General features: G+C 38.1%; 13 protein-coding genes. 6 read left to right on the top strand and 7 right to left on the bottom strand.

All coding sequences use genetic code 11. The features are described 5' to 3' along the window. Nucleotides 1-158: 158 nt before the first annotated feature. Together AC00Y6_RS08195 and thrA are read right to left on the bottom strand one after the other, a co-directional pair. A complete protein-coding gene (locus AC00Y6_RS08195; RefSeq protein ID WP_474490136.1) occupies nt 159-1,085 on the bottom strand; it encodes a homoserine kinase in 927 nt (308 codons plus the stop codon). A 91-nt stretch (nt 1,086-1,176) separates the two neighbouring features. After that, nucleotides 1,177-3,618, bottom strand: coding sequence for a bifunctional aspartate kinase/homoserine dehydrogenase I (gene thrA / locus AC00Y6_RS08200; protein WP_474490137.1), 2,442 nt, complete (start codon nt 3,616-3,618; stop codon nt 1,177-1,179). A 438-nt stretch (nt 3,619-4,056) separates the two neighbouring features. Between thrA and AC00Y6_RS08205 the strand changes: the two genes are divergently transcribed. The 6 genes from AC00Y6_RS08205 (at nt 4,057) to AC00Y6_RS08230 (ending at nt 9,392) form a co-directional block, all read left to right on the top strand. Beyond that, nucleotides 4,057-4,398, top strand: coding sequence for a PadR family transcriptional regulator (locus tag AC00Y6_RS08205; RefSeq protein WP_474490138.1), 342 nt, complete (start codon nt 4,057-4,059; stop codon nt 4,396-4,398). Nucleotides 4,399-4,402: 4 nt separating this feature from the next. Continuing rightward, the gene (locus AC00Y6_RS08210) at nt 4,403-6,130 is read left to right on the top strand and encodes a PspC domain-containing protein (protein WP_474490139.1); all 1,728 of its coding nucleotides are present in this window, start codon (nt 4,403-4,405) and stop codon (nt 6,128-6,130) included. A 99-nt stretch (nt 6,131-6,229) separates the two neighbouring features. Next, nucleotides 6,230-7,060 (top strand): GLPGLI family protein, encoded by an 831-nt coding sequence (locus tag AC00Y6_RS08215; protein WP_474490140.1) that lies wholly within the window; start codon nt 6,230-6,232, stop codon nt 7,058-7,060. A gap of 301 nt (nt 7,061-7,361) precedes the next feature. After that, on the top strand, nt 7,362-7,937 hold the full coding sequence (locus tag AC00Y6_RS08220) for a 1-acyl-sn-glycerol-3-phosphate acyltransferase (RefSeq protein WP_474490141.1): 576 nt from the start codon (nt 7,362-7,364) through the stop codon (nt 7,935-7,937). Nucleotides 7,938-7,968: 31 nt separating this feature from the next. Beyond that, nucleotides 7,969-8,400 (top strand): PaaI family thioesterase, encoded by a 432-nt coding sequence (locus AC00Y6_RS08225; RefSeq protein WP_474490142.1) that lies wholly within the window; start codon nt 7,969-7,971, stop codon nt 8,398-8,400. Nucleotides 8,401-8,414: 14 nt separating this feature from the next. Further along, a complete protein-coding gene (locus tag AC00Y6_RS08230; protein WP_474490143.1) occupies nt 8,415-9,392 on the top strand; it encodes a chorismate-binding protein in 978 nt (325 codons plus the stop codon). 49 nt (nt 9,393-9,441) lie between these two features. Here the strand turns inward: AC00Y6_RS08230 and AC00Y6_RS08235 are convergent, their stop codons facing one another. The 5 genes from AC00Y6_RS08235 to AC00Y6_RS08255 form a co-directional block, all read right to left on the bottom strand. Then, nucleotides 9,442-10,014, bottom strand: coding sequence for a hypothetical protein (locus tag AC00Y6_RS08235; RefSeq protein ID WP_474490144.1), 573 nt, complete (start codon nt 10,012-10,014; stop codon nt 9,442-9,444). Between the two features lie 34 nt (nt 10,015-10,048). Next, nucleotides 10,049-11,383 (bottom strand): MFS transporter, encoded by a 1,335-nt coding sequence (locus tag AC00Y6_RS08240; RefSeq protein WP_474490145.1) that lies wholly within the window; start codon nt 11,381-11,383, stop codon nt 10,049-10,051. Nucleotides 11,384-11,402: 19 nt separating this feature from the next. Further along, nucleotides 11,403-12,008 (bottom strand): bifunctional nuclease family protein, encoded by a 606-nt coding sequence (locus AC00Y6_RS08245; protein ID WP_474490146.1) that lies wholly within the window; start codon nt 12,006-12,008, stop codon nt 11,403-11,405. Between the two features lie 256 nt (nt 12,009-12,264). After that, complete coding sequence (locus AC00Y6_RS08250) at nt 12,265-13,212, bottom strand: electron transfer flavoprotein subunit alpha/FixB family protein (protein ID WP_474490147.1); 948 nt, start codon at nt 13,210-13,212, stop codon at nt 12,265-12,267. A gap of 127 nt (nt 13,213-13,339) precedes the next feature. Beyond that, nucleotides 13,340-14,086 (bottom strand): electron transfer flavoprotein subunit beta/FixA family protein, encoded by a 747-nt coding sequence (locus AC00Y6_RS08255; protein ID WP_474490148.1) that lies wholly within the window; start codon nt 14,084-14,086, stop codon nt 13,340-13,342. Nucleotides 14,087-14,271: the final 185 nt, after the last annotated feature.

Raw genomic sequence — 14,271 nt, forward strand, 5'->3', positions numbered from 1 at the left:
TTTTTCTATTAATATTTAAATTAAATACTAAGGTCACAAAGGTTTTATTTGATATTCTTATGTTTTAAGATCACAAGGATTTGACTTCGTCAAATATTAAACAAAATATTATTGATGTTCTTTCTGAAAATCTTTGTGTCTTTTGTGGTTCAAAATATTCAAATGACTCTTGCGCCTTCGTCGTTGATTTGGGTTACAAATGCTTCGCTTTCTATATTTTTTTGATTGAGTAATTCTTTGATCCGATGAGAAATTTCATCAGCGGTTTCTTTCTTTTCACAAAGGGCAAAAACCGATGGCCCCGAACCGGAGATCCCAAAACCGATGGCACCGTTATCCAAAGCCAACTGTTTCATCTCATAAAAATACGGAATCAGCATTGCCCGAACCGGCTCTATGATAACATCCTCCATACTTCGGCTAACCAAATCCAAATTACCTGTGCAAAACCCGGCCACCAAACCAGCGACATTTCCCCATTGCTGGACAGCCGATTTGAGACTGATTCTTTCCTTGATAATTTTACGGGCTTCGCCAGTTGGAACATCCACGTGAGGATGAACAGAAACCACCGACAAACCTTTTGGATAAGGCAGTTTTAGCGCATCCAAAGGTGCATAACTCCTTACCAAAACCAAACCTCCCAAAAGTGCCGGTGCTACGTTGTCTGCGTGTGCATTGCCACAGGCCATCCGTTCCCCTTCCATCGCCAAAGGCAAAAGTTCCAATTTGGAGAAAGGCTTGCCCATCAGTTCATTAATCGCTACCAAAGCGGCAACACTGCTTGCAGCACTAGATCCCATCCCGCTGTTGAGCGGCATTTTTTTATAAAGCTCAATATCGATTCCCTGGTTGGAGTTGATTTTTTCCAGAAATAACTTAATGACGTGCGATACGACATTTTTCTCAGGATTTTTGGGCAATTTACCATTATCGCCTTCTATTTTTGTGATGGTGATTTGGTTAGAATTGTTTTTGGTTAAGATGATTTCGTCACCGGGTTCATCTATCGCAAAACCTAAAATATCGTAGCCGCAAACAACGTTGGCCACAGTTGCCGGAGCAAAAACTTTTATCTTATTCATTTTCTTATTTTAATCTTAACCCTTTCGGAGTTTGAAACTATGAAAGGGTTGTTAATTGATAAATTATCATTCATCGATTATCATTTATAATTCATTGCGCTGTAACCCTTACCAAATCTGCGAAAACACCAGCTGCTGTCACTTCTGCGCCTGCGCCAGGGCCTTTCACCACCAGCGGCGTGTTTCTGTAACGTGAAGTGGTGAAGGAAATAATATTATCACTTCCCGATAATCCATAAAAAGGATGATTGGCATCTACAATCTGAACTTCTATGTTAATTTTGCCGTCTTCGAGAACACCGATTAATCTTAATTTTCTACCGCTATTTTCCGCTTCGTTTTTGAAGGATGAAAAGTAAGGTTCGTGTTTTTCCAACTCTTCGTAGAATGCCGGAATAGATTCCGCTTTGAGGCAGGCTTCTGGAAGAAAATCCTTGATATTGACATCAGACATCTCCAAAGGAAGTCCAATTTCTCTTCCTAAAATCAGCATCTTTCTGGAGAAATCCATACCGTTCAAATCGTCTCTTGGATCAGGTTCTGTGTAACCCAATTCCTGTGCGGTTTTCACAACTTCGGCAAAAGTTTTATCGCCCACATAATTATTGAAAATATAGGAAATTGTACCCGAAAGAATGGCTTCGATTTTCAGAATTTCGTCACCGGAAATCCAAAGATCATTCAAAGTTTTGATGATGGGGAGGCCGGCGCCCACATTGGTCTCATATAAGAAATTAACAGAATTCTTTTTTGCGAGACGCTTAAACCGGCTGTATTGCTCATAAGATGAAGAATTCCCTTTTTTATTACAGGTTACGATGGAGATATGATTATCAAACAAGAGTGGGTATTTTTCCACCACATCTTCATTTGAAGTATTGTCTACAAAGACTAAGTTAGGTAAATTCTTATTGGCAATATGACTTATAAAATCCTTTAAATTGGCTTTTTCCAAACCATCTTTAAAGTTATCACCTAAATTAAAATCAGAGTTTGGCTTATCAAAAACCTTCATCTGCCGGCTGTTGGTAATGCCGACGATATTGATTTTGATCTGATGGTTGTTCTCCAGATTTTTCTGTTCCCGTTCCAGTTGATGGAAGAGTTCTTTCCCGATATTCCCCGTTCCAGCGAACATCACATTAAAGGTTTTTACCGGCGAAAGCAGCAATGAATCGTGAACCACATTCAGGGCCTTTGAGAGTTCGCTTCTTTCGATAACGGCGGAGATGTTGAGTTCTGATGAACCCTGGGCTATCGCAATAATATTAATCCCATTTTTGCCCAATGCACTGAAAAATTTACCACTGATGCCGCGCGTTTTTTTCATATTCTCGCCAACAACAGAGATAATGCTCAACTCATCGTCAAACTGCGGATTATCAATTTTGTTCGAATTAATTTCAAAATCAAACTCTTCATAGATGGCTTTTTTAGCTTTTTTCTCATCATCATAAGCCACCACAAATGAGATACTGTGCTCCGAACTTGCCTGGGTGATGAGAATAACATTGACTTCATATTTTGCCAGCACATTAAACAACCTCCCACTGAAACCCTTCATCCCAATCATCCCGTTTCCGGTGATATTAATTAGGCAGGTTTTCTCTATGGAAACTATCCCTTTGATCAAACCTTTTGAAATTTCGGATTTTTTATGGATTAAAGTTCCAAGATTTTCTGGCCGGAAAGTATTTTTGATATAGATCGGGATTTGGCTTTCAATCGCAGGAATCATTGTGGGCGGATAGATCACTTTTGCCCCAAAATAGGACATTTCCATCGCTTCTTGATAGCTGAGTTCGGGCTGGGAAAAGGCATTTTTCACCAATCTCGGGTCGGCTGTCAAAAAACCGTCAACATCTGTCCAAATCTGTATTTCGTCCGCTTTCAGCCCAGAACCGAGGATTGCAGCTGTATAATCAGATCCACCCCTTCCCAAAGTGGTTGTATCGCCATTTTGATCTTTGGCTATAAAACCAGTAACAGCATAAATTTGATTTCCGGGATTCCAAAGTTTAAGATTGTCATTTGTTTTTTTAGAATCGACATTGGCATTACCAAAGTGGGAATCTGTAGCAATCAATTCGCGGGCATCCTGATAAGCAGCTGGCAAGCCTTCTGACTCCAAAAATGCCGCAACAATTTTGGTAGACATCTGTTCTCCGTAAGACAGCAACCTATCCTTGATCCGGTCTGACAATTCGCCCAGGTTTTTGATACTGAAAAGCAGATCCTCAATCTCGTTAAAACTTACTTTTACCATCATTAACAAGGGATTCTGAGCCGTTCTTGGCAACAATTCAGATATTATGTGGTAATGTTTTTCTTCCGCAGATTTCAGGATTTCGGAAAAATCATTTTGTTTCAAAGCCTCGGTGGATGCAGACACTAAGGCATTGGTAATGCCTGACAAGGCTGAACATACAACTACTAATGCTTCGTTTTTAAATTCATTCCCGATGATTGATTTTACATTTCTTAACGCTTCTACACTCCCTACGGATGTCCCACCAAATTTCAGTATTTTCATTTGCTATTATTTTAAAATAAAAAAGCCTTCCCGAAAAATCAGAAAGGCTTTGTTTGTTATTTAATTTTTACAATTTCACACACACACCTTTCTGCAACTACGAATGGTAATTGTTGTTGAAATGCCTGTTGTAATGGTAAAAAGGTTTATCATTTTATAAATCTTTAACGAAATTATAAAAACAATTTCAATCAGCCAATATTAATTCGAATTATTTAAGATTTATTTAAAGAAACAATATATTTAGAGACTTTAACAATCTTTCTCTAAATTTTGATTAAAATTTTAATTGGTGATAATCAAGACATTAGATTAATAATTTAAAAATATTTACTACTTTGTATTGCATAATACCATTCTATTTATATATCTTTGCAATGTAATATTACCGGGAATACGTAATTCCCAGAACATAAATTTATAAAACACCACATTAATATGAATACGGAAAACACAAAAGCGCAGATGCGCAAAGGGATTCTGGAATTCTGTATTTTGAGTCTTATTCAGCAGAGAGAGATGTATGTCTCTGATCTTATAGAATCTCTCAAAAAAGGAAAACTGGATGTAGTGGAAGGAACGCTCTACCCGCTCCTTACAAGACTTAAAAACGGCGAGTTTCTCGCGTACCGATGGGAAGAATCTACCAGCGGGCCGCCCAGAAAGTATTATCAGATCACCGAAAAAGGAAGTCTCTTCCTCAAGGAGCTGCAAAACACTTGGCAGGAACTGACAGATTCCGTCAACCAAATTACACAAAACTCTCACTCTCAAAACTAATATTATGAACAAGACATTATCTATAGCACTCGCAGGGTTCTCTTTTATGATAGACGAACACGCTTATATCAAGCTAAGCGATTATCTGAATGCCTTGAGAAATTCTCTAGACGCATCAGAAGCAGATGAAGTAATGCACGATATTGAAATCCGAATGGTCGAGATTTTCAAAGAAACATTGGCTAAACGAGAAGTTATTAACGATTCTGATGTTGAAAAAGTCATTGCTCAAATCGGGACACCAGAACAAATTGATGAACAAGAGGAAGCTTACTTCTCCGAAGGGAAACAGAATAAATCAAAATCTTCCACCAATTACAGTGGTTATAGTAACAATTCGCAGAAACAGCTTTTCCGCGACCCCGAGAGACAAAAAATTGCTGGGGTTTGTGCAGGTTTAGCCGCCTATTTTGGGATGGATATTACATGGATGCGGTTGATTTGGGTAGGTGCATTTCTATTTCTTTGGGTAGCACCAGGTTCATCGTTTTTGGTAGTGATTTTATATTTCATCCTTTGGGCTGTATTGCCAAAAGCAGAATCCGCATCTGATTTTTTGAAAATGAAGGGAAAACCGCTCAACTTTGACAACCTAAAGGAAGAATCTAGCAAAATAGTGCAGTTTGCCAATGAAACCACTACAAGAGCCGGAGAAATCTATCAGGAAAACAAACCAAAAATTGGGTCTGCAGGCGATTCTTTTTTAAAAATTCTGAAATATTGCTTAGCGATTTTCCTTGCTTTAATGGCAGCTGGATGTTTTATTGGACTGTTTGCCATGATGTTTGCCTACGGATCGGATAAATTCGGGATGAATGATAATCTTGGCTTTTACCTAGAAGAAAACAATCTGGGCTACCTGTTACTAGGGATTGCAGCTCTACCTGTGGTCATCGTGGGAATTGGATCATTATTGTTATCAATCAAACTATTTTCTCCTAAAACCAAGTTCAACTATGTAGGCCCGGCATTGGGAACAATAGGCATTATCTGGATCATCCTTGTAGGTATTCTTGCCGCAAGCGCTTCTAGACTCAACTTCCGATATACGGGCAATAATGAGGATAATGAAAATGTTTCTATCACAGCTCCGAATGATACAATCTATCTTGACAGCAAGAAAATAGAAATTCCGGAAAACTTCAAGCCATATATCAATAATGTCTATTCTGATAAAAACAAAATCTTCAAAAGAGACTACCCAAGTGTGGAAATTACCAGAAAGAATGACATAAAAACACCTTATCTAATCATTAAGAAAGAAGCGGACGGCTATAACCAGCCCATGAAAATGAAAGTTCCTGTAACAATTGTTGGTAACAGAATCTTCTTACCCAACTATTATGAGATTCCTTACGAATACAGGTTCCGAGATTATAGACTGGATTATGAATTGGTTGTCCCTTCCAAAATGAAAGTCATTAATGAGAAACAGTACGAAATAAGTACAAGAGGTGATAATGACAACGATGATAATGATAGCTACGATAATGATGACGACAATAGCGGTATCACAGTAGATAATAATAAAGTCAAAATCAACGGAACGACCATCGAATATAATGATAATGAAAGCGATTCTGTAAAAATTAATGGTAAAAAATACTCCAAAGATTCTGCGGATGTTGTTTTGAAAAGAATGAAAATTGATCAGAAAGTAAAAAAAAGTCTTAAGGATATGAATATCAAAATCAAAGACGGTAAAAAGGAAATTTCTATCAAAACTGAATAAATTGAGAGTGGATCAGCTGGAAAGCGGGTCAAAAGTCTTCGGACTTCCGCTTTTCTCCTGGTTCTTCACAAATTTCAAATGACAAAATGATTGTTAATTATGAAAATCTATACTCTTGTATTTTTGATATTCTTCACCACTTTATCAAAAGCGCAAACACACCGTTTTGTTTACGAGTACCGGTACAAGCCCGATTCTACAGCTGATTATTACAAAAATGTGAACATGGCATTAGACATCAATCGGGACGAGGTGAAGTTTTACAACTACCTTAATATCAAGAATGATTCAATTAACAGGAATGGTGGAAAAAACTACACTTGGAACGGAACACCTGCTATCAAAAGGAAAACAGGATCTTATGAAAACACCAACTACGATTACCCAGGAAGCTACTTTTCTTATCAGACCAAGGATAAAATGAACTGGAAGCTGGAAAATGAAACAAAAACTTCCGGACAGTATACACTGCAAAAAGCTACAACCAATTTTGGAGGACGACACTGGACCGCTTGGTTTTGCAAAGACATCAATATTTCTGAAGGGCCATACAAATTCCGTGGTCTGCCGGGTTTGATTTTTGAGATGAACGACAGCAAGGATAACTTCAGTTTTAAACTTATTAATAGTCAGAAGCTCGATAAAACTTACGACACATCTGGCTTTTTGGAGTCGTTTTCCGGAAAAAAAGCCATCCCAGTAGAGCTTGCCACTATGCAAAAGTTGATATTGCAGTTTTACAATGATCCTATGAAAGAAGTCCGGGAAAAATTTGAAACGTCTGAGCCAGGAACCATCAGTGTTGGTGGAAAAATCATTACAAATAAAGAGCAATTTAAGGAAAGCGAAAAAGTCATCCAGAATTTTATCCGGAAAAATTATAATCCTCTGGATTTGACCACCGCTGTTACCTACCCAACGAAAATATAATTTTGTTAAAACTTTACCACTAAAAATAATAAGTTCAGCAGAATTATTAGTAAATTTGTTAAAAAATAAACTTCTACTCACAAAAACCACAAAAAAATGATACAACTTGTATTAGAAATCGCAATTAAGCTGGTTGATTTTATCAGCAATCTGTTCTGATGGTAAACAATATTCTTATTTCTGAGAAATAAACATATTTTGTAGATTTGTAAAGTATAACCTTGGCGGTTGTACTTTATTTTTTGTGTGATAGCCGCGAACTGAATGGGCACATCCATAAAAACAACATTAGAATCTACTTATGAAAAAACTTCTTGCGAAAGCAATCCTCAAAATAATCGGGTGGAAAATTGTCCTTCAGGGCGATGTCAATAATCTTAACAGATGCATCCTAGTTGTAGCGCCACACACGCACAACAGCGAATACCTCTTGGGAAACCTGGCATATTGGGCACTAGGGAAAAAACTAAAAATCATTATCAAAGATTCTCATACCAAAAACCCTTTTTACGGTTGGCTGGTGAAAGCTATTGGCGGCATTGGCATAGATCGCTCCCAAAAAAATGATCTGGTAAATTTTGTAGCCAATGAGTTTAAAAAAGATGATTTCAGCCTTGTCATTACACCGGAAGGTACCAGAAGTTGGGTCCCGAAATGGCGGAAAGGTTTCTACAATATGGCCATTGCAGCCAAAGTTCCTATTGTACTGGCCGGTGGAGATTATAAAAGGAAGACCATTAATCTGGGCTATATCATTCCGTACGAGAAACTGGAAACCCATTCTTTTGAGGAAGTAATGGAAGAAATCCAGAATTTTTATGTCAAATATGACATTAACCCAAAAATCCCGGAAAACTGGAATCCGCAGATCTATTAATCTATTTGCATCTTAATTTTAAAACAGAACAATGGACGAAGCCAAAAAAAATGACATCCTCACCCGATTGAATGCGGCGAGCAAAAATACCTTGAACGAGACGCTGGACATTGTGTACACCGATGTCTCAGATGAATTCCTAAAGGCGACAATGCCCGTTACCTCAAAAGTTCATCAGCCTTATGGCATCCTGCATGGCGGAGCAAGTTGCGTATTAGCAGAGACGCTGGGCTCTTGCTTATCGTTAATCCATGTAAATCCGGAAAAATATGTTCCTGTTGGCACCAATATCAATAGTAACCACCTACGTGCTAAGCGCGACGGCATAATTACTGGTACCGCAACATTTATTAGGAAAGGAAATACAATGCACGTGTCACAAATCGAGATTCGTGATGAAAAAGGACATCTTATCAATCACACTACTATGACCAATAATATCATCCCGGTCGGTAAAGTCTAATCTGCTATCTTACAATGCTACTATTCAGACTACCCGATTTCGAGACTTTTTATACGCTCGAATCCTCTCAAGAAGTTCCTGTTTCCTTCGTTAGTTTTGACACTAAGACTGTATTGGATTTTAAAGGAAACGTTACAGAAATATCGCGCGAAGCGATAGAAAACCAAAGTATCTCTCCCAAAAGCAAAAGCCAGCTGATTGAGATTGCCAAAGAAACAGAAGATTCTTATGCTTTGAAGATTAACCAAGCCAAAGATTTCATTGAAAAAAATGAACTTAAAAAACTGGTCCTTTCCCGAAGAAAACTTCTGATGTACCTAGATGCAGATCCTCAAAAAAAATTATCGCTTACCAAAAGCTTTTTGAAATTCAGCGACAGCTACCCTAGCGCATTTTGTTACCTGTTCGAAAAAAACGGAGAAATCTGGATGGGTGGTTTTTCTGAAGTTTTAGGAAAATTTGATAAAAGAAATAATAGTTTTGAGACCATGAGTGTTGCAGGAACGCTGCCACTGGACGAGAGCTGGACTGATAAAGAAATTGAAGAACAAAAAGCGGTAACCGATTATATACAGTCGATTCTGAGGAAATTCTCGTCTAACCTAAAGCTTTCTTCTACCAAGGATCTTATCTCGGGTAATATCAAACATCTGAAAACGGATTTCTCCGCTGAAATAAGCCCGGAAAGTCTTGATAAAATCATTTCAGAACTTCATCCAACGCCGGCAGTATGCGGATTCCCGAAAGAACTTTGTGCGCAGGGCATCAAAAGTATAGAACATTTTAACAGGGAACTCTACGCCGGGTACATCCGCATAGAAACCGAAGATTACATCTACTATTTCGTGAACCTGCGCTGCGCCAGTTTTTTTAAAAATTATGCATTTCTATTTGTTGGTGGCGGAATTACTTTAAAAAGCGATCCGAAAAAAGAATGGGAAGAGACGGAACTGAAATCACTTGCGATACAGCAGCATCTGGTTTTTGAATAATAAACGCCTTACAAACCATGCAAAGGGAATGGTTTAAAAAACTTAAAAATTATAAACCTACCAGAAGTCTAAAAGCAGTATCGATATTTACCGTCAGCTGGTCGGTCGCTAATTTTCTACCTTGTATTTCGAGAACAAAAGATTTCTGATCAGATTTCATCAAGTCCATTAGCTCTACGGTGTTGTCTGCGGTAAAGTTGAGAATATCACCACTGGTGTTATTACTGGCTGTTGCAATTAATATATCACTGTTATTGGGTGTCCTTAGATAAAGCCTAGCGTTGCTAATAACATCCAATTTTGTTCCACCAACAGAAGATTTATATTGAATTTTAAACTGCGTCATCTTTGCAGATTTCAGATTATTAGCAGACATGGCCGGAAACTGTGTTTTGATTGCTGAATTAACATCCAAAGCTAACGGTATAGCCGGATATTTGATGTAAGAAACACTATCCGCTATCGATAATGGAAGCTGAGCATCAAAATTAGCCGGTACAGAAAATGGCACAGGAACATTAATGTCATCCACGTTGTCAGAAGTATTGCTACAGCTAACAATTGTAATTATCGCAGCAGATAAAAGCGAAATGGAGCATAAAGCGGCAATTATTCTTTTCATAACCTTATAATTTTAGAATAACGAACTTTTACAATTAATGCCTGATATTTTGCGTATCTGCCGGCTTGTGCTTGTAGCGAAATATGATCGCGAACAAAATAGCAATAACCAAGGCGTAGCCCGAGAAAATATACCAGCTAATGCGCCAACCCTTTAATTGTTCCAAAATGTCGGTCTTGGCAAAAACAAAATGATTGACAATTTCTCCGGCAACCAACATTCCGAGAGTGGCCCCAAAACCGTTAGTCATCATCATAAATACACCCTGAGCACTTGATCTAATATCTGGGGAAGTTTCCTTATCTACAAAAAGAGAACCTGAAACATTGAAAAAATCGAATGCCACACCATAAACAATCATAGACAAAATAAACATCCATACTCCAGAACCGGGATCGCCTGCACCAAATAAACCAAACCTTAAAACCCAAGCAAACATAGACATTAACATCACTTTTTTAATACCAAACTTTCTTAGAAAGAATGGGATTAATAATATACAAAGCGTTTCTGAAACCTGAGACAATGAAATCAATGCATTAGCATTATTGGCTCCCCAACTATCCATATATTGGGGTGTATCTTTAAAACTGGTAATAAATGGATTAGCATAGCCATTGGTAATTTGCAGGGAAACGCCCAAAAACATTGAAAAGATGAAGAATATCGCCATTCTCTTTTCTTTGAACAATGCAAAAGCCTTTAAACCCAATGCATCCGAAAGTGATTTCTTTTCGGAATTTGTGCTTACTGGCACATTAGGCAATGTGAATGAGTAAATAAACAACATCAATCCTAAAACAGCAGATACAAAAAACTGACTGTAATTATTCTGAAAACTTGAGAATCCCTTTTCGTTCGACAGATTAAATGCAAAATGACCATCAGAAACCCCGGCAAAGTTCACAAATAACATGGCGCAGATAAATCCAACTGTTCCTAATGTTCTTATCGGAGGAAAAGCCTTAATTGTATCATATCCGTTATTAACTAATATGCCATAGGCTGTAGAGTTGGAAAGGGCAATAGTTGGCATATAAAAAGCAACACTCACCGAGTAAAGGGAAAACAATGTCGAAAACTCCACATTACTCCCCGAAACCATGCCATAATATCCTGCTGCTGCAAGAAAAATCGCCGCAATAGCGTGACAGTATCCTAATAATTTCTGCACCGGGATCCATCGGTCTGCCACAATCCCCATAATGGCAGGCATAAAAATAGAAACAATACCCTGCATGGCATAAAAAAGTCCAATTTTTGGTCCCAAACCTACAGCCCCAAGATAATTGCCCATCGATGTGAGATAAGCGCCCCATACTGCAAACTGTAGAAAGTTGAGTATAATTAAACGTAATTTTAAGTTCATAAAACGATGTCGTATTTTTTTATTCTATTTTTTTGTTTCTTCGTTTGATTTCCTCCTGTATTCTAAGTGCGGTATCAAAATCCTCTTCCCTTACAGCATCGTTCAGCATTTGGTTAAGCTCCTCTGTTGTAGAGTCAGAAAGGTCGTTATAATCAGCTACAATTTCCTGCGCTTCGGCATCAACAGCGATTTTATTGGATTCTTCCAATTCTAGAAGAATACCGGCTTCATTCAGCACTTCGGAGGTGGTGAAAATGGGCGCATCAAAACGGACGGCCATTGCAACAGCGTCTGAAGTCCGCGCATCCAGAATCAGTTCTTCGTCAGAAACAGGATTTTTAAAATTGATATTGGAGAAGAAAACGCCGTCTTTGATCTGATAAATAATCACAGACTCTAGCTTATAACCTGTATTTTTGACAAACTGAGCAAAAAGATCATGGGTTAACGGGCGCGGCGGATGGATATCTTTTTCTAATCCCAAAGAAATGGACTGTGCTTCAAAATTTCCTATAACAACGGGTAATTTTACCGATGTTTCTTCATGTTCTAATAACAGCGCATAGGCTCCTGATTGGGTTTGGCTGTATGAGATTCCTCTGATGATTAATCTTTTATAATCCATTTAGCAAATATAAAATATTTTGTCTATTCTGATTCAGCAATTATTGATTTTTAAGCCTGTTGAGATCAAAAATGAACAGAAATAAACGATACTTTACTCTTAAAAGATACAACGCTTCGCTTTTCAGCAAAAAATTTCAATTTTAGAGACTGGATATTCATATAATACAAGCATATCTTAATTTGAAAACTGACTCTAATTACAAAAAAAACCTGAGCAGAACTCAGGTTTCAATATATAAGAAGTGATTGGTTGTTTAAGCTTTCAAAGCTTTGATTTTCTCCGTCAAAGCAGGAATAATCTGGAAGGCATCGCCCACCACACCGTAATCAGCAGATTTGAAGAATGGTGCTTCGGGATCATTATTGATGACAACAATTGTTTTTGAACTGTTGACACCTGCCAAATGCTGAATAGCCCCCGAAATCCCTACTGCGATGTACAAGTTTGGAGAAATAGCCTTCCCCGTTTGCCCAACGTGCTCTGTGTGAGGCCTCCATCCAATGTCGGAAACCGGTTTTGAACAAGCCGTTGCAGCACCCAAAACATTCGCAAGATCCTCGATCATTCCCCAGTTTTCAGGCCCCTTTAGACCTCTTCCTGCAGAAACAACGATCTCGGCTTCTTTAAGATCCAGTTTGCCAGAAGATTGCTCGTGGCTGATCACTTTGGTATCTTCATTGGCAACGCTCAGTTCCTTAACCTCTTCGGAGCCTGAAGCAGGATTTTCTTTCACACCAAAAGCGTTTTGAGAAACTGTTACAATCACACCTGCTGCATCAGCTTTGGCGTGCATAAAACCTTTACCGGAAAAAGCTCTTCTTTTAACCTGAAAAGGTGATGTACTTTCTGGAACATCTATAGCGTTGGTAATTAAAGAGTAACCTTTTTGAATAGCCAACATTGGCGCTACAGAAGAGGCATCTGTGGTGTGTGGAAATACAATGATATTTCCGTCTGCCACCTGATTAACAGCCTCTGCATAAGCTTTTGCGCTAAAGTTTTTAAGACCTGCATCTTTTACATTGATGACTTTATCAGCACCATATTTGTAAAGAAGATCCGAAGAATCTGTTGGATTGATAGAAATTGCCGTAACGGAATCGCCTGTTTTTGTCGCGATGGCCTTTGCATAAGAAACTGCCTCAAAGGCTGCTTTTTTGTAAACTCCGTTTATATTTTCTGCGTATACGAATACTGCCATTTTTTTTTTTTTTTAAGATTAAAGATAATAGATGGATAGATAATAGACTTTGATAAATATAATTTGAGATTTAAGACAATGTCTTATATCTATTATCTATAAGTCTATTCTCTCCTTGTCTTTAGATTTATATCACTTTAGCTTCCTCGTGAAGTAATCTTACCAACTCGTCTAGGTTGTCTGCAGAAACCAATTTCACAGCCGCTCTTGGGGCAACACTGTCAAAAGAAACAGCCTCCACTTTAACTTCAGAATTGCTTGGTTCTACGACCTGCAAAGGTTTTGTTCTTGCAGACATAATTCCTCTCATATTAGGGATAATCAAATCTTTTTCATCTACCAAGCCTTTTTGCCCGGCAACTACAGCCGGCAGTTTAACGGAGATGGTTTCTTTTCCACCTTCAATCTCCCTAATGGCAGTTGCTTCGGAACCGTTAACATCCAGGCCAACAGCCGCATTTACAAATGGGAAATTAAGAAGCTGAGCTACCATTCCCGGTACCGCGCCACCATTATAATCAATAGATTCTTTACCGGTAAGGATCAGGTCATAACCACCTTCCTGCGCAATTTTGGCAATCTCTTTGGCGACAGAAAAACTATCTTTTGCTTCTGTATTCACGCGAATGGCATCATTTGCACCAATCGCCAAAGCTTTTCTGATAACTGCTTCGGTTGTAGCATCGCCAACATTCACCACGGTTACCGTTGCGCCTTGGGATTCTTGCAATTTGATCGCTTTAGTAAGCGCAAATTCGTCTAATGGATTGATTACCCACTGGATTCCGTTTTTGTCAAAAGCAGATTTGTCTGCCGTAAAATTGATTTTGCTTGTCGTGTCTGGCACACTGCTTATACAAACTAATATTTTCATCTGTAAAATATATTTTTTAATGGATCAGTATTAAACCGGACTTAAAATCTCATTCTATAAAAAAAATGGAAAGCCCAGTTAACAGCGATTTTTTGTGTTACTAACTTTGGCTAATTTATATAAAAAATACTATGCATGCATAATTTTTTATTATTTGCTAAATAACAATTGGAAACACTTTACTG

The organism is Epilithonimonas sp. (genome assembly GCF_056329745.1).